The following is a 22,160-nucleotide window of genomic DNA, read 5'->3' as shown; positions in this document are numbered from 1 at the left end:
CCTTCTCTGTTATTTCTTGTGTCGTTCAGGGCTTGGCGGCGGCTTGCATCGCTTCCCAGACGCGGCTGGACGAAGCGGGCATGTCGAAATCCTTGACGCCCAGCGGCGCCAGCGCGTCGAGCACGGCGTTGATGACGGCCGGCGGCGACCCGATGGCGCCCGCCTCGCCGCAGCCCTTGGTGCCCAGCGGGTTGTGGGTGCAGGGGGTGCAGACGGTGTCGAGCTTGAACTGCGGGAAGTCGCCGGCGCGCGGCATGGCGTAGTCCATGAAGCTGCCGGTGAGCAGCTGGCCGGTTTCGTTGTCGTACACGCAGTTCTCGAGCAGCGCCTGGCCGATGCCCTGCACCAGCCCGCCGTGCACCTGGCCCTCGACGATCATCGGGTTGATGATGGTGCCGAAGTCGTCCACCGCGGTGAAGCGGTCGACCTTGACTTCGCCGGTCTCTTTGTCGATCTCGACCTCGCAGATGTAGGTGCCGCCCGGGAACGTGAAGTTGGTCGGGTCGTAGAAGGCGGTTTCGTTCAGGCCGGGCTCGAGCTTGTCGAGCGGGTAGTTGTGCGGCACGTAGGCCGTGAGCGCCACCTGGCCGAACGGGATCTTCTTGTCGGTACCCTTGACCGTGAACTCGCCGTTGGCGAACTCGATGTCGGCGTCGCTCGCCTCCATGAGGTGCGCGGCGATCTTCTTGGCCTTGGTCTCGATCTTGTCGAGCGCCTTCATGATGGCCGCGCCGCCCACCGAGATGGAGCGCGAGCCGTAGGTGCCCATGCCGAAGGGCACGCGGCCGGTGTCGCCGTGCACCACGTCGACGTTCTCGACCGGAATGCCCAGGCGCGCGGCCACGACCTGCGCGAAGGTGGTTTCATGGCCCTGGCCGTGGCTGTGCGAGCCGGTGAACACCGTCACGCTGCCGGTCGGGTGCACGCGGATCTCGCCGCATTCGAACAGGCCCGCGCGTGCGCCGAGCGCCCCCGCGATGTTCGACGGCGCGATGCCGCAGGCCTCGATGTAGCTCGAATAGCCCATGCCGCGCAGCTTGCCCTTGGCCTCGGTCGCCGCCTTGCGCGCGGCGTAGCCGTCGACCTCGGCCAGCACCCGCGCCTTGTCCATGCAGGCATGGAAGTCGCCGGTGTCGTACTGCAGCGCCACGGGCGTCTGGTACGGGAAGCTGGTGATGAAGTTGCGCTTGCGGATCTCGTCCTGGCCCAGGTTCATTTCCCAGGCGCAGCGCGAAACCAGGCGCTCCAGCAGGTAGGTGGCCTCGGGCCGCCCGGCCCCGCGGTACGCATCGACCGGCGAGGTGTTGGTGAACCAGGCATCGACCTCGACGTAGATCTGCGGCGTGGTGTACTGGCCCGCCAGCAGCGTGGCGTACAGGATGGTCGGCACCGCGGTCGAGAAGGTCGACAGGTAGGCGCCCAGGTTGGCGTCGGTGTGCACGCGCATGGCCAGGAACTTGCCGTCCTTGTCCATGGCCATCTCGGCGTGGCTCACGTGGTCGCGGCCGTGCGCGTCGGACAGGAAGCACTCCGAGCGCTCCGCCGTCCACTTGATGTTGCGGTTGAGCTGCTTGGCGGCCCAGGTCAGGCACACGTCTTCGGCGTACAGGAAGATCTTGGAGCCGAAGCCGCCGCCCACGTCGGGCGCGATCACGCGCACCTTGTGCTCGGGCAGGCCCAGCACGAAGGCCGTCATCAGCAGGCGCTCGACGTGCGGGTTCTGGTTCGACACGTAGAGCGTGTAGTCGTCGGTGCCGCGGGCGTAGCTGCCGATGGCCACGCGCGGCTCGATCGGGTTGGGCACGAGCCGGTTGTTGACGAGGTCGAGTTGGGTGACGTGCGCGGCGGTGGCAAACACCGCATCGACCGCCGCCTTGTCGCCCAGCGCCCACTTGTAGCACTGGTTGTCGGGCGCCTCGTCGTGCAGGGTGACGCCGCTGGCCTTCTTGGCGGCGTCGGCCACGCTCACCAGGGCGGGCAGCACGTCGTAGTCGACCACCACGGCCTCGGCCGCGTTCTTGGCCTGCTCGACCGTCTCGGCCACCACCATGGCGACGTGGTCGCCCACGTAGCGCACCTTGTTGATCGCCAGGATCGGGTGCATCGGCTCCTTCATGGGGGTGCCGTCGGGGTTGTTGATGAGCCAGCCGCAGGGCAGCCCGCCCATCTTGCCTTCGATGTCCTTGCCGCTGAAGATGCCGACCACGCCGGGCATCTTCGAGGCCTCGGCGATGTCGATGGACTTGATGACGGCATGCGCGTGCGGCGAGCGCACGAAGACCGCATGGCTCTGGTTGGCCAGCGTGATGTCGTCGGTGTAGTTGCCCGCGCCGGTCAGGAAGCGGTAGTCTTCCTTGCGCCGCAATGCCTCGCCGATGTGCGGCAGGTTGGAGAAGTCGGAAGCGCCCATGTCGCTCTCCTCAGGCCGTGACCGTGGTTTGCTGGGTCGGCACCGGATTGCCCGATGCCATGGCCTCGCCGCCCATCTTCACGGCCTTGACGATGTTCTGGTAGCCCGTGCACCGGCACAGGTTGCCCTCGAGCAGCTCGCGGATTTCCGATTCGCTCGACTTGGGGTGGTGGGTGCACAGGTCGATGGCGCTCATGACCATGCCCGGGGTGCAGAAACCGCACTGCAGGCCGTGGCATTCCTTGAAGGCCGCCTGCATGGGGTGCATGGTGCCGTCGGCGGCGGCCACGCCCTCGATGGTGGTGACGTCGGCGCCGGCCGCCTGCGCGACCAGGATGTTGCACGACTTGACCGCGCGGCCGTTCAGGTGGACCGTGCAGGCGCCGCACTGGGCGGTGTCGCAGCCGACGTGGGTGCCGGTGAGGTGGAGGTGCTCGCGGATCGCGTGCACAAGGAAGGTGTTGGGTGGGGCGTCGACCGTGACCGGCCGGCCGTTGACCTTGAAAGCGACCTGCATGTGGCTGTCTCCGTGAAAGGTGATGGCTGGTTCAGCGAGGCATCTTGGATGCCGCCCTTTCGCACTATCCTAGGCAAAAACCCTTGACACTTGCACAGAGCGCGGGAAATTCTCAAAATGAAACAGCTTGCCAACCGGCCGGCCCGCAAAAGCAGCCCTCCCCGCGCGAAGAAGAACTTTCACGATGATGTCCGCTTCCGCCGTCCCCCCTCCTGCTGAGCGCTCGCTGGCCATTGCGCAGGCGCGCCGCGAGCTGATCGACGGCGACGGCCCCCGCCCGCGCGGCAGCGTGCGGGTCGAGCCGGGCATCACGCGCTCCTGGCAGCGCTGCCTGGAGGCCGGCCGCCGGCCCCAGCAGCGCGTGAGCTTCGAGCCCGTGAGCCGCACCGCCAGCCGCGAGGTCACGGAATGCAACCGGGCCCTGGTCACGGCGGCGCGTCCGGTGATCGAACGGCTCTCGCGCGCCATTGCCGACACCCGCTATTTCGCCATCCTGACCGACGCCCGGGGCATCGTGGTCGACGTGGGTACCTTGCCCGACGGCACCGACCCGGCCGCCCGCTATGCGCGCGACATCGGGCGCATCGGCGTCGACCTGTCCGAAAGCGCCATCGGCACCAGCGCCATCGGCACGGCGCTGGCCGAGCAGGAATCGGTGTGGCTGCACCGGGGTGAACACTTCTTTGACGACACCAGTGTGTACAGCTGCGCCGGCGCCCCGCTCTTCGGGCCCCGGGGCGACTGCATCGGCATGCTCGACCTCACGGGCGTGCAGGTGGTCGAGCGGCCCGAGCTGCGCCACCTGGCCACGCTGTCGGCGCGCAGCATCGAGAACCTGCTGGTGCAGCGCGAACCCTGCGAGCTGCTGCTGCGCCTGCTCTGGCCCGGCTGCCCGAGCAGCGAGACCACCGAGGGCCTGCTGTGCATCGACGCCGCCGGCCATGTCACCGGCGCCAACGCGGCCGCCCGACAGATGCTGCACCAGCCGCTGGCCTGCCATCCGGGCGGCCTGCATTTCAACGACCTGTTCGCGCTGCCGCTGCACATGATGTTCGATGCCGCCCGGCGCGGCGACGCCATGCTCGAGGTGCCGCTGTGGTCGGGCCTGCGGGTGCAGGTGCGGGCCCAGCGCGGCGGCAGCGAGCACGGCGACGTACCCGGCGCCGCGACCGACGGCCGCCCTCGCCTGCGCGACGTGGAAACCGCCCTGATCCGCAAGGCGGTGAGCGACGCGCGCGGCAACGTGGCCGAGGCGGCGCGCACGCTGGGCATCAGCCGCGCCACGGTCTACCGCAAGCTCTGGCGCGGCCGGCCGGCGGGCGACTGACCCCACCCCTTCAGGCGCCCACGGGCACCTTGTCGAGAAAACCCGTCACCGCGCGCAGCTTGCCCGCGTCGAGCTGCGCGAAGTCGGTGCCCTGGATCAGGTCGTCGGCACCGCTCGGACCCAGGGTCCACGAGAAGCGCAGGTTGTCGCCGTGCGCCTCGGCCTTGCCCAGCAGGTGGAAGCGGAAGCCCGGATAGCGCTGGTGCACCGCGCCGACCAGCGCGCTGATCTGCTCGTGGCCGCTGGCCTGCGCCATCGGGTCGACATAGCGGGCGTCGGCGGTCCAGCCGGCGTCGATGAGCGCGGCGCGGCGCGCGGCGTCGGTCTCGTTCCAGACGGCGATGTAGCCCGTGGCGATGGCATGGGCGTCGTGGGCGGCGGTGTTCATGGCGACTGTTCCTTTCGAGGGTTCGACCCGCAACAGCGCGGGGTGAAGGAATGGTCGCGGGGCACGCGCCGCGCGTCGATGACGTGGCAGGTTATGCCGGCGCGTCCATCGCCGCGTTCGCGTCGAGCGGAAACACCGGCCGGCGCACCTGGCTGAACGGGAACAGGCTGTAGTCCGAGCTGGTCACGCCCGGGCTGTCGCACTCCACCAGCGCCGCCGACAGCGGCTCGAACACCGGCCGGCAGTACATGCGCGACTTCAGCAGCAGGAAGCGCTCTTGGCGCGGGTCGAGCCCGGCGCACTCGAACACGCCGATGTCCCACGGCTCCTGCGTGCGCTCGGTGACGACGATGCGCGCCGCGCCGATGTCGAACAGCACGGTGCGCCCCATGCTGCTGCGCTGGCCGGTGTAGGTGGGTCCGGTGATCACGTACTCGCCGTCGCTGATGGTTCGCACGACGCCCGTCAATTGCACGGGCGTCTTCGTGAGGCCGATGCCCTCCAGTGACACCTTGTTGCCCAGCGCCACCGTCACTTCGGCCCCCTCGCCCGCCGCGACCAGCGCGGCCACCGCCTCGGGGTCGCACAGCGGCCCGACGCCGATGCCGTCCAGGCCCTGCGCCAGCGCTTCCTGCAGCACGTCCATGGTGTCGCAGCTGCCGCCCGACATGCAGTTGTCGCCGTGGTCGAGCAGCAGCACCGGGCGCGTGGCGCCGCCCGCGATGAGCTTCGCGCGCGCGACCGACGCGGCCAGCGGCTCGCTGCGGTAGATGAAGGCCTCGCGCTCGGCCCACATCTGCGCCGCGATGCGGTCGGCCGTGGCCTGCGCGCGCGCGGGCGATTGCGCATCGACCACGATCACGCTCATGCACGGCGCCGTGATGTCCGAGAGCGAGAAGCCCGCCAGGATCGACACCGCCAGCGATTCGGATTCCTCCGCCGCGCGCGCCGCCTCGATGGCCCGCTGCATCGCGCCGGTGAACGAGGCGCTGCGCAGCGTGTGCGCCATGAGCGGCAGCTGGCGCCAGCGCATGTGCGGCTGGCTGCGCCCGGCCAGCAGGTCGAACAGCAGGCGGCCGGCGTGCTCGCCGGTCTCGTACATGTCGACGTGCGGGTAGGTCTTGAAGCCGACGATCACGTCGGCGTTGTCCACCATCGCGGGCGTCACGTTGGCATGCAGGTCCAGCGCCACGCCGATCGGCACGCCGGGCGCCGCGGCGCGCAGGCGCACCAGCAGGTCGCCTTCGCCGTCGGTGCTGTTCTGCGCCACCATCGCGCCGTGCAGGTCGAGCAGGATCGCGTCGCAGCCCGGCGCCGCATCGACGATGCATTGCGTGAGCGTGGTGTAGGCCTGCGCATCGACCGGCCCGCTCGGGTTGGCCGACGCCGACACCGGCGTGACGAGCTGCGCGCCTGCCGCTTCGGCCAGGTCGATGAAGGCCGACATCGCGGTGCGCATGCCCTTGTTGTCGGTGTAGGCCTGTTCGCCGAAGGTTGGGCCGTCGGGCCCGAAGGCCGCGAGCGGCGTGGGCACGGGCGAGAAGGTGTTGGTCTCGTGGTTGAGACGCGCGATCAGGACTTTCATTGGGCAAACTTTCCGGCGCTGCCCAGCATGGTGATGTCGCCAAAGCTGGAGCCGTTGCGGTTGTCGGGACGGAACGCGACCGTGAAGCCGTTCAGGTTCATGGGCGGCGAGTTCTCGATGCTGCGGCGCAGCGATTCGGTGGTGATCGGCCCCTTCACGCGCTGCAGCGATTCCGCAAAGGCCTTGGCCGTGATGTAGCCCTCCAGCCCCAGGTAGGAGCCTTCGCCTTCGCTGCCCGCGGCCTTCCTCGCGCGCTGGTATTCGTCGACGATGGGAAAGCGTGTCTTCCAGAACGGCGGCACCACCTGCGACAGCACGATGCCGCGGCTCTTGTCGCCGAGTTCCTTGTACAGAAGGAACGAGCTCGCCACCGAGTTCGTGTAGATCTGCGGATGGATGGGCGCGGCCACCAGCGAGCGGATGATGTTGATGGCCGGCGTGCCGGCCGCGATGACGTACACCGCCTGCGCCCCGCTCGCGATGACCTGCTGCGCGATGGCGGGATGGTCCTTTTCCTTCGGATCGAAGCGCAGCGACAGCAGGGCGGGTTGCTTGTTCTTCTCGAGCGCGGCCAGCGCGTCCTTCTCGATGCCCTTGCCGTACGCGTCGTCGCTGGAGACGATGGCGATGCGCGTCACGCCGATGGTCGTCAGGTGGTTCATCACGCGCGAGACCTCGTCGGCATACGACTCGCGCACGTGATAGATCGGCACCTTCGGCCCGCGCAGCACCGCCGCGCCGGTCAGCCCGCCGAAGATGAAGCTGTCGTACTTCGCCGCCACCGGCACCATGGCCGCGCCGATGCCCGTGCCCATGGTTCCGAACAGGCAGACGACGCGGTCCGTGCCGAGCAGCTTCTCGGCATTGGCCGCGGCCTTCTCGGGGATGTAGGCGTCGTCGTAGGTGATCATCTTGACGGGCCGGCCACCGACGCCGCCCGCCTTGTTCAACTGGTCGAGGAACAGCGTCTGGCCTTCCATGAACGCAAGGCTGTTCGGCGTGAACGGGCCGGTGAGCACCGCGGACTGGCCGACCAGGATCGGTTCTCCAGCCGCCAGGGCCGCCGTCGACGCCGCGACCAGGCCCATCGCCAGCACGCAGTGCAGGCCGATGCGGCGAAACGCCGCCTTCACGCGGCCACTCCCGCGCTCTGCAGCATCGCCTGCAGCAGCACGTTGCAGCCGGCTTCGAGGTGGTCGGGCTGCGCGTCCTCGATCTCGTTGTGGCTGATGCCGTCCAGGCAGGGCACGAAGATCATCGCCGCGGGGCACACGCGCGCGAGGTACACGGCGTCGTGGCCGGCGCCGCTGATCACGTTCATCCACGTCATGCCCTGGTCCTGCGCGGCCTCGCGCACGGCCGACACCAGCGCGGGCGTGAACGGCTGCGGCGGGAAGTACACGACCTGCTCGGCCGTCGCCTCGACCTTGCCTTTGGTGGCGATGCGCTGCACGGCTTCCTTCAGTGCCGCGTCCATGGCCGACAGCACCACGTCGTCGGCCGCACGCAGGTCGACGCTGAGCTTCACGCGGCCCGGGATCACGTTGCGCGAGTTCGGGTAGTTGTCGATCCAGCCGACCGTGCCGCGCCCGTGCGGCGCGTGTGCGAGCGCGATGCGGTTCACCTCGACCACGAGTTCGGCGGCGGCCAGCAGCGCATCTTTTCGCAGCTCCATCGGCGTGGGGCCGGCATGGGCTTCCATGCCCTGCACCACCACGTCGTACCAGCGCTGGCCCAGCGCGCCCTCGACCACGCCGATGACGCGCTCGTTGGCTTCGAGCACCGGGCCCTGTTCGATGTGCGCCTCGAAGTAGGCGCCGACCGGCGACGCCGCCGCCGAGGCGGGCACGGCGCCGGCATAGCCGATGGCTGAGAGCGCATCGGCCACGCTCACGCCCTCGGTGTCGCGCTGCGCAAGCGCATGTTCCAGCGTGAAGGCGCCGGCGAACACGCCCGAGCCCATCATCACGGGCACGAAGCGCGAGCCTTCCTCGTTGGTCCACACCGCCACCTCGACCGGTGCTTCGGTTTCGATGCCGGCGTCGTTCAGGCTGCGGATCACTTCAAGCCCCGCGAGCACGCCGTAGTTGCCGTCGAACTTGCCGCCCGTGGGCTGCGTGTCGATGTGGCTGCCGGTGGTGATGGGTGGCAGCGCGTTGTTGCGGCCCGCACGGCGCGCAAAGATGTTTCCGATGGCGTCCACGCGCACCTCGCAGCCGGCCTCGCGGGCCCAGCGCGTGAAGAGGTCGCGGCCCTGTCGATCGAGGTCGGTGAGCGCGATGCGGCACACGCCGCCCTTCTCGGTGGCGCCGAGCTGCGCGAGCTGCATCAGCGAGTCCCAGAGGCGCTGGCCGTTCACGCGCAGGGCGCGCACGTCCGTTGCGGCAGAAAGTTCGTTCGTTGTGTTCATGATTTTTTGCGACGAATGAATGGCGGTTCAGGCGAGACCGACGCCAAGGTATCTGTCTTTCACGTCGTGGTCGGCCATGAAGGCGGCGTTGCCGGCCTCGTGCACGATCACGCCCTGCTCCACGATGTAGTGGCGGTCGGCCAGCTGCACGCAGACCTCGAGGTTCTGCTCGACCAGCAGGATGGCCACGCCCGCGGCCTTGATGGTCTTGAGCTGCGCGACGATCTCTTCCACGATCACCGGCGCCAGGCCTTCCACGGGCTCGTCCAGGATCAGCAGGCGCGGGTGGTTCATGAGCGCGCGGCCGATGGCCAGCATCTGCTGCTCGCCGCCCGACAGCTGCCCGCCGCCGTTGCGCCGGCGCTCCTTCAGGCGCGGAAAGATGCGGTAGATGTCGGCCAGCTGCCAGGGCGAATCGCGCCGCAGGCCGAGCAGCAGGTTCTCTTCCACCGTGAGCAGCTTGAAGATGCCGCGGTGCTCGGGCACCAGGCACACGCCGCGCGTGGCGATGCGGTGCGGCGGCTGGCCCGCGATGTCCGCGCCCTGGAAGCGCACGCGCCCTTTCGTGGGCGTGACGGCGCCGGCAATGCTCTTGAGCGTGGTCGACTTGCCCGCGCCGTTGCGGCCCAGCAGCGTGACCAGTTCGGCCTCGCCCACCGTGAGCGACACGCCCTGCAGCACATGGCTCTTGCCGTAGTGCGCGTGCAGGCCTTCGACTTCGAGGATGTTGCTCATGCCTTGCCTCCGGTGATCATGTTGCCCAGGTACGCGGTGCGCACGCGCGCGTCGGACCGGATGTCGCCCGGCAGCCCCTCGGCCAGCACGCGGCCCAGCTGCATGACGGTCACGGTGTCGGAGATGTCCATCACGATGTTCATGTTGTGCTCGATCAGCACCACGGTGTGCGCGTCGCGCAGGCCACGGATGAGATGCTTCATGTCGTCGAGGTCGTCGATGCCCATGCCCGAGGTCGGCTCGTCCAGGAAGATGGCCTTGGGCTTCGCAGCCAACGCCATGCCCACTTCGAGGCGGCGCTGCTGGCCGTGCGAGAGCACGCTGGCGGGCGTGTCGGCCAGCCGTTCGAGGCCGACGCGCGCGAGCACCTCGGCCACCGTGTCGGCACAGGCGCGCTCGCCGATGGGTGCGCGCCAGCAGTTCATGGCCTGGCGCGGCGCGATGCCCTGCGCCGCCACGCGCAGGTTCTCGCGCACCGACAGGCTGGGGAACAGGCTCGTGACCTGGAACGAGCGCGCCATGCCGCGCTGAACGCGTTGATGGTCGGGCTCGCGCGTCACGTCGTGGCCGTCGAACAGGATGCGCCCGCCCGTGGTGGTGCCGGTGCCCGTGAGCATGTGGAACAGCGTGGTCTTGCCCGCGCCGTTGGGCCCGATCACCGAGTGCACGGTGTTGCGCTTGATCTTCAGGTCGACCCCGCCGAGCGCGGCGAACTTGCCGTAGTGTTTGGTGACGCCGATGGCTTCGATGAGGATGTCGCTCATGCCTGTTCTCCTTGCACGGCCGGCGCCTTGGCCTCGGCCGCCGTCTTGCGGAACACCCGGCGCCAGGCGCTTTCGCCCAGGCCCCAGAGGCCGCGTTGCATGCCGATGCTCACGCCGATCAGCAGCAGGCCCAGCAGCAGCAGCCAGCGCGGCCACAGCGTGGAGAGCCAGTCGGCCAGCAGCACGTAGAAGGCCGAGCCCAGCACCGAGGCGAAGAGATTGCCGGTGCCGCCGATCACGGTGATGACCAGGATCATCTCGCTCGTGTGGTACTCGGCGTTCGACAGCGGTGCGATGCCGGTCATCATCGCGTGCAGGCCGCCGGCCAGGCCCGTGACGGCGCCCGAGATCACGAAGGCCAGCAGCTTGAAGCGCTTCAGGTCGTAGCCCACGGCGGCGGCGCGGTCCTCGTTGTCGCGGATGGCGAGCAGCGTGCGGCCGAAGACCGAGTCGGTCACCTTGAGCAGCAGCGCGAACGCGGCCAGGAAGATCACCGCCACGAAGGCGTAGTACTTCCACGGCGTGTCCATGAAGGCCGGGCGTGGCACGTCGAGCAGGCCGTTGTCGCCGCCCGTGAGCCCCGAGGCCGTGTAGGCGATGAAATAGAACATCTGCGCGAAGGCCAGCGTGAGCATCACGAAGTAGGTGCCGCGCTGGCGGATGGCGACCCAGCCGACCACCGCCGCGCCCAGCGCGCCCATGCCGATGGCGGCGAGCAGCGCGAGCGGCATCGGCAGCTGCAGCCGCGTGAGCAGGATCGCGATGGTGTAGCTGCCCAGCCCGAAGAAGATGCCCTGGCCGAACGAGAGCAGCCCCGTGTAGCCCAGCAGCAGGTTGCAGCCCAGGGCCGCGAGCGCGTAGATGAGCACTTCGCTCGCAAGCGAACCCGAGCGCATGAACAGCGGCAGCGCGAGCGCGACGATCAGCGCCAGCAGGAAGGTGTATTTCTTTGGCATGGCGGCGTTCATCCTCTGCGGCCGAGCAGGCCATGCGGGCGCAGCAGCAGCACGGCGCCCATCGCGATGTAGATCATCAGGCTCGCCCCCGGCGGCCAGATGGTGCTCATGAGGCTTTGCACGATGCCGATCAGCACGCCGCCGACCAGCGCCCCGCTGAAGCTGCCGAGCCCGCCGATCACCACGACCACGAAGGCCACGCCCAGCGCCTCGACGCCCATGAAGGGCTCGGCCCCGCGGATGGGTGCGGCCAGCACGCCGGCCAGCGCCGCCGTGGCCGCGCCGAGCGCGAACACCAGGCTGAACACGCGGAACACGTTGATGCCCAGCAGCGAGACCATCTCGGTCGATTCGCTGCCCGCGCGCACCGCGCTGCCCAGGCGCGTGCCCTCGAGCACCCACCACAGCCCCACCGCGAGCACGGCGGTGAAGCCGATCACGAAGAGCCGGTACTTCGGGTAGATGAAGCTGCCCCACATCACCACGCCCTGCAGCAGGTCGGGCGTGGGCACGCTGTTGCCCAGCGGGCCCCAGAACACGATGACGATCTCCTGCACCGCGAGCGCCAGCCCCACGGTGACGAGGATGTGGAACTCGTGCGCCTTGGCGTACACGCGGCGCAGCAGCAGCTTCTCGGCCAGCCAGCCGAGCGCGCCGACGAACAGCGGCACCAGCACGAGCGCGGCCCAGAAATTGAGCCCCCACTGCATGGCCTGGAAGCACAGGTAGGCGCCCAGCAGATAGAAAGCGCCGTGCGCGAAGTTCACGAAGCGCAGCAGGCCGAACACGATGGACAAGCCAACGGCCAGCAGGAAATACAGCATGCCGATGCCGATTCCGTTGATGGTCTGGAGCAGGTAGACGGACATAGGTGTCGAGGGGGTGGCAAACGTGCAGGCGGCACGCGCCCTGCCCGCGCCCAAAAACGGCGCGGGCGCGGCGCGAAGCCGGGCGGCGTCAGGCCAGCTTGCAGCCGGTCTTGTCGATCGGCAGGAACGACTTGCCGGAACTGACCACGTCCACGTAGTCGGCCGGATTCGCCATCTTCGATTTCGCCTTGCCCTTGAGCAGGTAGTAGTCCTTGATGACCTGGTGGTCGGCCTTGCGGATTTCTTCCACGCCCGTGAGGCCATCGAACTTCATGCCTTCGAGCGCCGCGACCACCGCCTTCGGGTCGACCGTGCCGGCCTTCACGATGCCGTCGATGAGGATCTTGGTGCAGATGTACGAGCCGGCCAGGCTGTAGTTGGGCACGATCTTGAGCTTGTCGGCGGTGCGCTTCACCAGGTCCTTATTGAGCGGCGTGTCGACCGTGTGCCAGTACTGCGCACCGAAGTAGACGCCGTCGCACAGGTCGGCGCCCAGCTCGTCGAACTGCTCCAGGCCCGAAGCCCAGGCCATGAGGATCGTCATGTTCTTGTGCATGCCGAAGCTCACCGCCTGGCGCAGCGCGGCCGACGACTGCGCGCCGAAGTTCAGCAGCAGCAGCACGTCGGGCTTGGCGGCCATCGCGTTGGTGAGGTAGCCGCTGAACTCCTTGTCGTTGAGCGAGTGGTAGCTGTTGCCCACGTGCTCGATGCCCTTCTCCTGGAAGATGGTCTTGGCCGCGCTCAGCAGGCCGTCGCCGAACACGTACTGCGGCGTGATCGTGTACCAGCGCTTGGCCTTGGGCATGGCCGCGATCAGCGGGCGCACCGTCTGCTCGATGGCACCGAAGGTGGGCACCGACCAGCGGAAGGTGGCGGGGTTGCAGTCCTTGCCGGTGATTTCGTCGGCGCCCGCGGTGGTGATGAACAGGCCGCCGGCCTTCTCGGCCTCCTTGCCCATGGCCAGCGCCTCGGACGACAGGATGCCGCCGACGAAGAACTTCGCGCCCTGCTGCTGCGAGGCTTCCTGCACCTTGCGCACGGCCGTGGCCGGCTTGCCCTCGGTGTCGAGCACCGTGTAGGCCAGCGGCCGGTTCAGCACCTTGCCGTACTGCTCGATCGCCAGCTTGGTGCCCAGGTCGGCGAACTTGCCGTTGGCCGCGAAGGCACCCGACATGGGCACCGGCGCACCGAATCGGATCGCGTCGGTGGCCTGGGCGAAGACCGAGCGGCTCATCAGGAGCGAAGCCGGGGCGGCCGACAGGGCGGCCAGCTGAAGGAGTTGTCTGCGTTGCATGGGGTTCTCCGGTCGTGGTGTGGGAAGTGGGGAAGAAGACACAGTGCCTGCGATCGCCGGCAATTTAAGCGGATAAATAGGATTAATATGTTGGTAAAAACCCGTTAGCAAGCCCCGTGCCCAAACCCAACCCGACCCTGCCGATGACGCCGTTAAGATCGCGCGCTGTTGCGCATCCCGCGCATCTCCCGATGTGCATGGATGGAGCGTTTTGATGAGAGTGGGGCACAACCCTCCGAAGCGGCAAAAGCTCTCGGACGTCATCGTCGAAGACGTCAAGCGATGGATCGTTGCTGAGCGCAAACAACCCGGCGACCGGCTACCGAACGAGAAGGAACTGATCGAGCTCTTCGGCTATTCGAAGAGCACGGTGCGCGAGGCGCTGAAGGCGCTCGAGGTGCGTGGGCTGATCTCGATCCGCACCGGCCCGGGCGGCGGCGCGTACCTTCAACAGGTGTCGGTCGACCATGCGTCGGAGCCGCTGCGCAACTTCCTGCACTTTCACCATCTGGACGGCCACCACATCTACCAGCTGCGCAAGGCGCTGGAGCCCGAACTGGCCGTGAGCGTGGTCGGGCGGCTCACGCCCGAGCAGTTCGCGCGGCTTGAAGACAACGTGCGCCTGTGCACCGTCGAGCCCACGAACGAGGACGAGCTGCGCACCCAGCGCGAGGCCGAGTTGGCCTTCCACACGATGCTGGCCGAGGCCTGCCCCAATCCGGTACTGTCCTTCATGTGCCGCTTTCTCAACGACCTGCTGCGCGACCTCGTCGTCTACAAGAAGGCGCTGGACCACCACCACTTCGGCGAGACCAACGTGGACTACCACACGCAGCTGCTGGCGGCCTACCGCAAGGAAGATGCGGACGAGGTGCGGCGGTTGATGGTGGAGCACATGGTGGATGCGGAGCACCACATGCATGAGATGGAAGCGCACATCGGGGCGAAGCACTTGTTGCTGCCCAGCGGACAGCGATAGCACCACAAAGGTCTAGAAGACCTTGCGGAACCGCTCGGCCCTGCCGAAGCGCACGGCGACAGTGCCGTTCGCCTCGAATCCGCATCGAAAGTAGAACGACCCGGCGTGTGGATTGCCGGTGACGTGGAGTGCCGACGCACCCTGGCGCCGGGAAAGCTCGACACAGTGCGCGACCAATGCCTTGCCGATGCCGCGACGCCATGCCTCGGGCTCGACGAACAATCCATCGAGTTCGGCGCTGCCGTCATCGTTAGGCAGCACGACAGCGAATCCTGCCGTCACGCCATGGGTCTCTGCCACGAACACCCGGCCATCGACGATCTGGACTAGAGGCAGTTCGATGGCGTCCGGGTCGGACTGAATCGCCTCGCGATCGCCAGGGTTCGCGAGCGATGCGCGCCGCTGCAAGTCTTCGAGTGCCCGGTGTTCCGACGCAAGTGCAGGACGAATACGCAGTGGTGTTTCGGTCATCTGGGGTGGTTTCAGTGCCTTCAGATCTTCGCACCGCCGTGCGCCTGCTCCAGACACGCCTGAAACGCCAGCACCGCCCGTGAAGGCTTCGGCGACCGCCGCAGCAGGCTCACGAACCGGCACGCATAGTTGAAGCGCGCCGGCAGCACCGCCTTCATCAGCCCGCGCTGCTCGAACACCTGCGCGTAGTGGTCGGGCAGGAACCCAAGAAAGCGCCCCGACAGGATCAGCGTCGCAATCGCCTCCTGGTCGAACCCCGTCGCCTTGCGCGACAGCCTCGCCCGGTGGCTCAGCTCCATGTTCGGCGAGTGATACCCCAGCCCCGCGAAATGGTGTTCGCCCAGCTTCGACCAGGTGAGCTTGCCGTGCGGGCTGTCGAACAGCGGATGCCCCTGGCCGCAGTACAGCAGCATGGTTTCGTCGAACAGGTCGGCATACACCAGGCTCTTCGAGCTGCGGTGCGCCGGGATGATGCCGATCTGGAAGTTGCCCTCCAGCACGCCCTGCTCGATGGCGTTGATGGAGCCCACGTGCACCGCCAGGTTCACCTCGGGCGCGATTTCGGTGAAACGCGCAATGGCCTCGCCGATGCGCGCCTTCGGGTTGGTCGCGGTCTTGTCGAACAGCGCCACGTCGAGCTGCCCGCCCATGCGGTTGTGGATGTCGTCGATGCTGCCGCGAAAGGCGTCGACCGAGGCCAGCAGCCGCAGCGTCTCGTCGTACACGCGCTGGCCCTCGGCCGTGAGCGCAAAGCCCGCCCGGCCGCGCCGGCACAGCACGAGGCCCAGGCGCGTTTCCAGGTCTTTCACGTGGCGGCTCACGGTCGAGGTGCCGATGTTCAGCTCCAGCTCGGCCGCCGCCATGCCGCCGCAGTCGACCACGCTCTTGAACACCTTGAGAAGGCGCAGGTCCATGTCGCTGAGCTGCCCCAGCACGGCGCGGTTGCGGGTGCCCTGGGCAGCGGTTTCGTCGGCGGGCGAGGCCTTGGCCTTTACTTGCATGAATCGTCAAGTGAACATTGATATTGCGCCATTCTCCACACTGAAGGCGTTGCGAACAATCGGCGCATCCCTTCACCCCCGGAGCCCGCCTTGCGCGGGATGCGCCATGACCCTCGCCACACCCGCCATCGAACCCACGCCCACCGCGCGCACCGACGCCGCCTGGCTCGAGGCGCACTGGATGCCCTACACCGGCAACCGCAACTTCAAGGCCGATCCGCGGATCATCGTGGAGGCCAAGGGCGCCTACTTCACCGACAACGACGGCCGCAAGATCTTCGACGGCCTGTCGGGCCTGTGGTGCTCGGGCCTGGGCCACGGCCGCCCCGAGATCACCGAGGCGGTGAGCCGCCAGATCGCCAAGCTCGACTACTCGCCCGCCTTCCAGTTCGGCCACCCGCTGTCGTTCGAGCTGGCCAACAAGATCAAGGAACTGACGCCCGCCGGCCTGGACTACGTGTTCTTCACCGGCTCGGGCTCCGAAGCGGCCGACACCTCGCTGAAGATGGCGCGCGCCTACTGGCGCACCAAGGGCCAGGCGGGCAAGACGCGCCTGATCGGCCGCGAGAAGGGCTACCACGGCGTGAACTACGGCGGCATTTCGGTGGGCGGCATCGCGGCCAACCGCAAGCTGTTCGGCCAGGGCGTCGAGGCTGACCACCTGCCGCACACGCAGCTGGCCAGCAATGCCTTCTCGCGCGGCATGCCCGAAAGCGGCGCCGAGCTGGCCGACCGCCTGCTCGACCTGATCGCGCTGCACGACGCCTCGACCATCGCGGCCGTGATCGTCGAGCCCTTCGCCGGTTCGGCCGGCGTGGTGATTCCGCCCAAGGGCTACCTGAAGCGCCTGCGCGACATCTGCACGGCGAACAACATCCTGCTGATCTTCGACGAAGTGATCACCGGATTCGGCCGCTGCGGCGCGCTCACGGGCGCCGATGCCTTCGGCGTCACGCCCGACATCATGAACATCGCCAAGCAGGTCACCAACGGCGCGCAGCCGCTGGGCGCCGTGGTGGCCAGCAAGGACATCTACGACACCTTCATGGCCGCCGGCGGCCCCGAGTACATGCTCGAGTTCCCGCACGGCTACACCTACGGCGCGCACCCCGTGGCCTGCGCCGCCGGCATCGCTGCGCTCGACGTGCTCCAGAAGGAAGACATGATCGGCCGCGTGCAGACGCTGGCCCCGCACTTCGAGAACGCCGTGCACAGCCTCAAGGGCAGCAAGCACGTGGCCGACATCCGCAACTACGGCCTCGCCGCCGGCATCACCATCGCCGCGCTGCCGGGCGAGCCCGCACGCCGTCCCTACGAGATCGCGATGAACTGCTGGAAGAAGGGCTTCTACGTGCGCTACGGCGGCGACACGATCCAGCTCGCCCCGCCCTTCATCGCCGAGAAGGCCGAGATCGACCGCATGGTCAACGCCCTCGCCGACGCGCTCGCCGAAACCAACTGATCCCCTTTCGAGATACCAAGACATGCAACACGACAAGAACGTCACCGCCACCATCGGCCACTTCATCGACGGCAAGCACGTCGGCGGCGGCAGCCGCGTGCAGCCGGTGTTCGACCCCGCCACCGGCCTGTCGGCCAAGAGCGTCGCGCTCGCCGACAAGCTCACGGTCGAGCAGGCCATCGCCTCGGCGCAGGCCGCCTTCCCGGCCTGGCGCAACACGCCGCCGCTCAAGCGCGCCCGCGTGATGAGCCGCCTGAAGACGCTGCTCGAGGAAAACGCCGACACCATCGCCGCGCTGATCACCGCCGAGCACGGCAAGGTGCTGGCCGACGCGCACGGCGAGCTGCAGCGCGGCATCGAGAACGTCGAGTACGCCAGCTACATGCCCGAGCTGCTCAAGGGCGAGCACAGCAAGAACGTCGGCCCGTCGATCGACTCGTGGAGCGAGTTCCAGGCGATGGGTGTGGCGGCCGGCATCACGCCGTTCAACTTCCCCGTCATGGTGCCGCTGTGGATGTGGCCGATGGCCGTGGCCTGCGGCAACACCTTCGTGCTCAAGCCCTCGGAGCGCACGCCCTCCTCCACGCTGTTCATGGCCGAACTCGCGCTGCAGGCCGGCCTGCCGCCGGGCGTGCTGAACGTGGTCAACGGCGACAAGGAAGCCGTCGACACGCTGCTGACCGACCGCCGCGTGAAGGCCGTGAGCTTCGTGGGCTCCACGCCCATCGCCGAATACATCTACACCACGGGCACGGCCCACGGCAAGCGCGTGCAGGCGCTGGGCGGCGCCAAGAACCACGCGGTGGTGATGCCCGACGCCGACATCGGCAACGCCGTGAGCGCGCTCATGGGCGCGGCCTACGGCTCGTGCGGCGAGCGCTGCATGGCGATCCCGCTGGTGGTGGCCGTGGGCGACGCCACGGCCGACGCGGTGGTCGAAGGCCTGAAGGTCGAGATCGCCAAGATGAAGGTCGGCCCCGGCACCGACAACGGCAACGACATGGGCCCGCTGGTGACCCAGCCGCACTTCGAGAAGGTCAAGGCCTTCGTCGACGCGGGCGTGGCCGCCGGCGCCAAGCTGGTGGTCGACGGCCGCGGCATCCAGGTCGAGGGCCACGAAGGCGGCTACTACCTCGGCGCCTGCCTGTTCGACCACGTCAAGCCCGGCATGACGATCTACCAGGAAGAAATCTTCGGCCCGGTGCTCGGCGTGGTGCGCGTGAAGACGCTGCAAGAGGCGATGGACCTGATCGACGCGCACGAGTACGGCAACGGCACCTGCATCTTCACGCGCGACGGTGAGGCCGCGCGCTGGTTCAGCGACAACATCCAGGTCGGCATGGTCGGCATCAACGTGCCGCTGCCGGTGCCCGTGGCGTACCACTCGTTCGGCGGCTGGAAGCGCTCGCTGTTCGGCGACCTGCACGCCTACGGCCCCGACGCCGTGCGCTTCTACACCAAGCGCAAGACCGTCACGCAGCGCTGGCCCTCGGCCGGCGTGCGTGAAGGGACGATGTTCTCGTTTCCGTCGAACCGCTGATATCGCAGCACCCGCAGGTCAGGCTTTATCAGCCTTGCCTGCGGCGTTTGCCAGCTTGCTGAGCATGCGGTCCACCAGCCACGGCTGGCGGTCCTCATCCTCAGCGCGTTCCTTGCGGCGGATCGCGTTGCGCACGACGATCGAGCCCACATAGCGCATCGGCTCCGGCGGAAAGTAGCCCAGCGGCCCGTTCGTGATCGGGCTGCGTGTCCATGCGTTGTCCTGGTCCAGCACCAGCGACGACAGGATCTGCCCGCCCATGTAGGTCGGCCCCACCCCGTTGCCCGAGTAGCCGAAGCCGTAGTAGATGTGCGGCGCGCCGTCGAGCTTGCCGAAGAACGGAAAGCCCGTCACCGAGCGGTCGGACGGGCCGTTCCAGCTGGCGGTGATCGGCGTGTTGCTCAATGCCGGGAAGAACGAATGCAGGGCCTGCGTGAGCTCGCCCTCGTACGGCGAGCGCTCGTCGAACACCTTGGCCATGCGGCCGCCCCACGCGAAGGTGTTGCCGCCCTTGCCCAGCATGATGCGGCCGTCGACCGTGCTGCGGTAGTAGTACACGAAGGTGCGCGAGTCGAGCACCGACACGCCGTCGGTCAGCCCGATCTGCTGCAGCAGATCGGGGCAGCGCTCGGTGATGATCATGTCGCTCGACACGATGGCGATGGTCCGCTCGAACTGCGGGAAGCGGCTGGCCATCCACGCGTTCATCGCGAGCACCAGTTTCTTCGCACGCACGCGCCCGGTCGGTGTGCGGACCAGCACAGGCTGGTCGGTGCTGAAGTCGAGCATCGGCGTGCGCTCGTGGATGCGGATGCCCATGGCCAGCGCCACGCGCCGCAGCCCGCGCACCAGCTTGCCCGGGTGCACGGTGGCGGCGATCGGCGAGTACACGCCGGCCAGGTTGCGCGCCGAGCCCGAGCGCCGCGCCACCTCGTCGGGCGGCAGTGCGTGGTACGAGTGGATGCCGCGCGCCTCCAGCGCCTGCATCATCGGATCGAGCGTGCCGATCTGCGCCTGCGAGGTCGCGGTGTAGAGCGTGCCGTCGCGCCGCAGTTCGGCGTCGATGCCGTGCGCGGCGCAGAAGTCGGCGATGTGCCCCACCGCCGCTTCCGACGCCTTCACGAGGCGCACCGCCTCGTCTTCGCCGAACAAGCGTCGCAGGGTCAGGAACTTGGCCGACCAGGTGAGCAGGCAACCGCCGTTGCGTCCGCTCGCGCCGGCGCCGCACAGGTCGCTTTCGAGAATGACGATGTCGAGCGCGGGCGCCTGCAGCTTGGCCTGGATGGCCGTCCACAGGCCGGTGAAGCCGCCACCGACGATGCAGACGTCGGCGGTGGTTTCACCTTGCAGCGCCGGGGCCAGATCGCCATCGTTGAAGAGCGCTTGTTCGATCCAGAAGGGGCGCATCCGTGTGCCTTAAGCAGTGGTGAGGGCTTGCCGGTGTTCGGCGGAACTGATCTCGAGGTGGCGCACGAAGTGCGCGAGGCCGGGCATGTCGGCATCGGCCAGCTTGGCCGTGTCGTCCCACTGCCGCAGGCGCACCGCGTCCATCGCATACGGCAGCGCCTCGAAGGCCTTGGCCTGCGCCTCGTCGAAGACGCCGCCCTGCAATTGCAGGCTGCGCTTCGAATCGGGCGACAGCGCCTCCAGGTAGCCGGGCACGCGCGCGCACAGGAAGCGCTTGGCGTCCACGTGCAGCCGGATCGGCTCCAGCGTGGCCAGACCGAACAGCGCGCGCAGGAACGGCAGGCAGCGGTACTGGTGCAGGTCGTCCAGCCCCTGCTGCGTCGGCGTGCCGCCGAAGTCGTGCAGCAGGTGGCCCAGGTCGTGCAGCAGGGCGGCGGCGATCAGCGCGCTGTCCGCCCCCTCCTGCTCGGCCAGGTGCGCCGACTGCAGCGCGTGCTCCAGCTGCGTGACCGGCTCGCCGTCGTACTGCGCGTGGCCCTTGGTCTCGAAGAGGCCGACGATGTCGGGAATGCTGAGGCTCATGGTTACCAGGGCAGCGAGTAGGTCTTGGTGTTGGTGAAGCTCTTCATCGCTTCGAGCACGCCTTCCTTGTAGCCCAGGCCCGAGTCCTTGATGCCGCCGAAGGGCGTGAGCTCCAGCCGGTAGCCCGGCACTTCGCGCACATTCACGCTGCCCACGTTCAGCTCGCGGATGAAGCGCGTGATGTAGTCCAGCCGGTTCGTGCAGATCGAGGACGACAGGCCGTAGGCCGTGCCGTTGGAGATGCGGATCGCCTCGTCGATGTTCTTGAAGCGGATCACGGGCGACACGGGGCCGAAGGTCTCGTGCTTGGCGACGGTCATCTCGGGGTCGACGTGGTCGAGCACCGTCGGCGAATAGAGCGCGCCGCGGCGCTCGTTACCGTACAGGAGCTTGGCGCCTGCTGCGATGGCTTCGTTGACGACAGCCTCGAACTGCTTCGCAGCTGCTTCGTCGATCACGGTGCCCATGTCGGTGTCGGGGTCCATCGGGTCGCCGTACTTCAAGGCCTTGGTCTTCTGCACCAGCAGCTCGACGAAGCGATCGGCCACGGCCTCGTGCACCAGCATGCGTTTCACCGCCGTGCAGCGCTGCCCCGAGTTCTTGTAAGAACCATTGGCAGCCAGCGTCGCCGCCTCCTCGATGTCCGCGTCTTGCATCACGATGATCGGATCATTGCCGCCCAGCTCCAAAATCTGACGCTTGTAGGTGGCCTTGCCCGCGATGTACTTGCCGATGGGCACGCCGCCCGTGAAGGTGACGAGGTCGACATCGGCATTGGTCAGCAGTTCGTCGGCGATCTCCTTCGGATCGCCCGTGAGCACCGACAGCATCTGCGGCGGCAGCCCTGCCTCGTACAGGATGTCGGCCAGCAGGAAGGCCGTGAGCGGCGTCTTCTCGCTGGGCTTGAGCACGATGCGGTTGTTGGTCGCAATGGCCGGCGCCACCTTGTGGATCACCTGGTTCAGCGGATGGTTGAACGGCGTGATGGCGGTGATGGCGCCCAGGAGCGGCTCGCGCATCGTGTAGACCTTGCGGCTCTTGCCGTGGTGCGTGAGGTCGCAGGAAAAGACCTGGCCGTCGTCCACCAGCGCCTGGTTGGCGGCGAACAGCAGCACGTCGGAGGCGCGGCCCACTTCGTACAGCGAGTCCTTGCGCGACAGGCCCGACTCGAGCGTGATGGTGCGCGACATCTCGTCCAGGCGCGAAGCGATGATCTCGCCGGCGCGCATGAGGATCTTGTAGCGCTCGTAGCGCGTGAGCGTGGGCTTGTAGTCGCGGGCGATGCGCAGGGCATGGCGCACGTCGTCCAGCGTGGCCTTGGGCACGGTGGCGATCACCTCGCCGGTATACGGGTAGGTGACCTCGATGGTGCGGTCGCGGTGGACTTTCTCGCCCGCGATGCGCAGGGCTTCGCGGTGGACGGTGCCTGGCTTCAGGATGGCTTGGCTCATGAGTGCTCCGTG

Annotated in this window: 20 protein-coding genes; 4 read left to right on the top strand and 16 right to left on the bottom strand. The window is 68.0% G+C overall.

Features of this window, described 5'->3' with window-relative positions:
* Positions 1 to 25: 25 nt before the first annotated feature.
* Positions 26 to 2,410 (bottom strand): xanthine dehydrogenase family protein molybdopterin-binding subunit, encoded by a 2,385-nt coding sequence (locus tag AC07OX_RS09370; protein WP_307584892.1) that lies wholly within the window; start codon positions 2,408 to 2,410, stop codon positions 26 to 28.
* 10 nt (positions 2,411 to 2,420) lie between these two features.
* Complete coding sequence (locus tag AC07OX_RS09365) at positions 2,421 to 2,927, bottom strand: (2Fe-2S)-binding protein (protein WP_062468730.1); 507 nt, start codon at positions 2,925 to 2,927, stop codon at positions 2,421 to 2,423.
* A 187-nt stretch (positions 2,928 to 3,114) separates the two neighbouring features.
* On the opposite strand from AC07OX_RS09365, the gene AC07OX_RS09360 reads away from it, so the two are divergent.
* A complete protein-coding gene (locus tag AC07OX_RS09360) occupies positions 3,115 to 4,254 on the top strand; it encodes a helix-turn-helix domain-containing protein (RefSeq protein ID WP_495260891.1) in 1,140 nt (379 codons plus the stop codon).
* Positions 4,255 to 4,264: 10 nt separating this feature from the next.
* Here the strand turns inward: AC07OX_RS09360 and AC07OX_RS09355 are convergent, their stop codons facing one another.
* From AC07OX_RS09355 to AC07OX_RS09315, 9 genes are all read right to left on the bottom strand, one after another.
* On the bottom strand, positions 4,265 to 4,642 hold the full coding sequence (locus AC07OX_RS09355; RefSeq protein WP_495260535.1) for a nuclear transport factor 2 family protein: 378 nt from the start codon (positions 4,640 to 4,642) through the stop codon (positions 4,265 to 4,267).
* Between the two features lie 91 nt (positions 4,643 to 4,733).
* Complete coding sequence (locus AC07OX_RS09350; protein WP_495260536.1) at positions 4,734 to 6,227, bottom strand: M81 family metallopeptidase; 1,494 nt, start codon at positions 6,225 to 6,227, stop codon at positions 4,734 to 4,736.
* Positions 6,224 to 7,360: an ABC transporter substrate-binding protein gene (locus AC07OX_RS09345; protein WP_495260537.1), complete on the bottom strand. Its 1,137-nt coding sequence runs from the start codon at positions 7,358 to 7,360 to the stop codon at positions 6,224 to 6,226. Before AC07OX_RS09345 ends, AC07OX_RS09350 begins: the two co-directional genes overlap by 4 nt.
* Positions 7,357 to 8,637 carry a Zn-dependent hydrolase gene (locus AC07OX_RS09340; protein WP_493194074.1) on the bottom strand — a complete coding sequence of 427 codons (1,281 nt, stop codon included), beginning with the start codon at positions 8,635 to 8,637 and terminating at the stop codon, positions 7,357 to 7,359. Before AC07OX_RS09340 ends, AC07OX_RS09345 begins: the two co-directional genes overlap by 4 nt.
* 27 nt (positions 8,638 to 8,664) lie before the next feature.
* Positions 8,665 to 9,372, bottom strand: a complete 708-nt coding sequence (locus tag AC07OX_RS09335) for an ABC transporter ATP-binding protein (protein WP_070063982.1) — start codon at positions 9,370 to 9,372, stop codon at positions 8,665 to 8,667.
* Positions 9,369 to 10,136 carry an ABC transporter ATP-binding protein gene (locus tag AC07OX_RS09330; protein WP_495260538.1) on the bottom strand — a complete coding sequence of 256 codons (768 nt, stop codon included), beginning with the start codon at positions 10,134 to 10,136 and terminating at the stop codon, positions 9,369 to 9,371. The genes AC07OX_RS09335 and AC07OX_RS09330 overlap by 4 nt, the downstream gene beginning before the upstream one ends.
* A complete protein-coding gene (locus AC07OX_RS09325; protein ID WP_062468748.1) occupies positions 10,133 to 11,092 on the bottom strand; it encodes a branched-chain amino acid ABC transporter permease in 960 nt (319 codons plus the stop codon). The genes AC07OX_RS09330 and AC07OX_RS09325 overlap by 4 nt, the downstream gene beginning before the upstream one ends.
* 8 nt (positions 11,093 to 11,100) lie before the next feature.
* Positions 11,101 to 11,961 (bottom strand): branched-chain amino acid ABC transporter permease, encoded by an 861-nt coding sequence (locus AC07OX_RS09320; protein ID WP_095744319.1) that lies wholly within the window; start codon positions 11,959 to 11,961, stop codon positions 11,101 to 11,103.
* Between the two features lie 88 nt (positions 11,962 to 12,049).
* Positions 12,050 to 13,255, bottom strand: a complete 1,206-nt coding sequence (locus AC07OX_RS09315; protein ID WP_307584874.1) for an ABC transporter substrate-binding protein — start codon at positions 13,253 to 13,255, stop codon at positions 12,050 to 12,052.
* A gap of 214 nt (positions 13,256 to 13,469) precedes the next feature.
* Between AC07OX_RS09315 and AC07OX_RS09310 the strand changes: the two genes are divergently transcribed.
* Entirely contained in the window at positions 13,470 to 14,234 is a 765-nt protein-coding gene (locus AC07OX_RS09310; protein WP_062468755.1) for a FadR/GntR family transcriptional regulator, read from the top strand.
* A gap of 12 nt (positions 14,235 to 14,246) precedes the next feature.
* Here the strand turns inward: AC07OX_RS09310 and AC07OX_RS09305 are convergent, their stop codons facing one another.
* Positions 14,247 to 14,705, bottom strand: coding sequence for a GNAT family N-acetyltransferase (locus tag AC07OX_RS09305; protein ID WP_495260539.1), 459 nt, complete (start codon positions 14,703 to 14,705; stop codon positions 14,247 to 14,249).
* Between the two features lie 20 nt (positions 14,706 to 14,725).
* Positions 14,726 to 15,706 carry a LysR family transcriptional regulator gene (locus AC07OX_RS09300; RefSeq protein ID WP_062468761.1) on the bottom strand — a complete coding sequence of 327 codons (981 nt, stop codon included), beginning with the start codon at positions 15,704 to 15,706 and terminating at the stop codon, positions 14,726 to 14,728.
* Between the two features lie 106 nt (positions 15,707 to 15,812).
* Here AC07OX_RS09300 and aptA point away from each other — a divergent pair, with 106 nt between their 5' ends.
* A complete protein-coding gene (gene aptA / locus AC07OX_RS09295; protein ID WP_095744314.1) occupies positions 15,813 to 17,168 on the top strand; it encodes an omega-aminotransferase AptA in 1,356 nt (451 codons plus the stop codon).
* Between the two features lie 22 nt (positions 17,169 to 17,190).
* A complete protein-coding gene (locus AC07OX_RS09290; protein ID WP_495260540.1) occupies positions 17,191 to 18,708 on the top strand; it encodes a CoA-acylating methylmalonate-semialdehyde dehydrogenase in 1,518 nt (505 codons plus the stop codon).
* An 18-nt stretch (positions 18,709 to 18,726) separates the two neighbouring features.
* On the opposite strand, the gene AC07OX_RS09285 is transcribed toward AC07OX_RS09290, so the two are convergent.
* From AC07OX_RS09285 to phnY, 3 genes are read right to left on the bottom strand one after another with little or no spacing between them, the layout of a single operon-like run.
* Positions 18,727 to 20,115 carry an FAD-dependent oxidoreductase gene (locus tag AC07OX_RS09285; RefSeq protein WP_495260541.1) on the bottom strand — a complete coding sequence of 463 codons (1,389 nt, stop codon included), beginning with the start codon at positions 20,113 to 20,115 and terminating at the stop codon, positions 18,727 to 18,729.
* Between the two features lie 9 nt (positions 20,116 to 20,124).
* Positions 20,125 to 20,697: a phosphonate degradation HD-domain oxygenase gene (locus AC07OX_RS09280; protein ID WP_495260542.1), complete on the bottom strand. Its 573-nt coding sequence runs from the start codon at positions 20,695 to 20,697 to the stop codon at positions 20,125 to 20,127.
* 2 nt (positions 20,698 to 20,699) lie between these two features.
* On the bottom strand, positions 20,700 to 22,148 hold the full coding sequence (phnY, locus tag AC07OX_RS09275) for a phosphonoacetaldehyde dehydrogenase (RefSeq protein WP_495260543.1): 1,449 nt from the start codon (positions 22,146 to 22,148) through the stop codon (positions 20,700 to 20,702).
* Between the last annotated feature and the right edge of the window lie 12 nt (positions 22,149 to 22,160).

It is taken from the genome of Variovorax sp. GW821-FHT09D07, from assembly GCF_059416345.1.
This window is presented reverse-complemented; position numbering and strand designations above follow the sequence as displayed.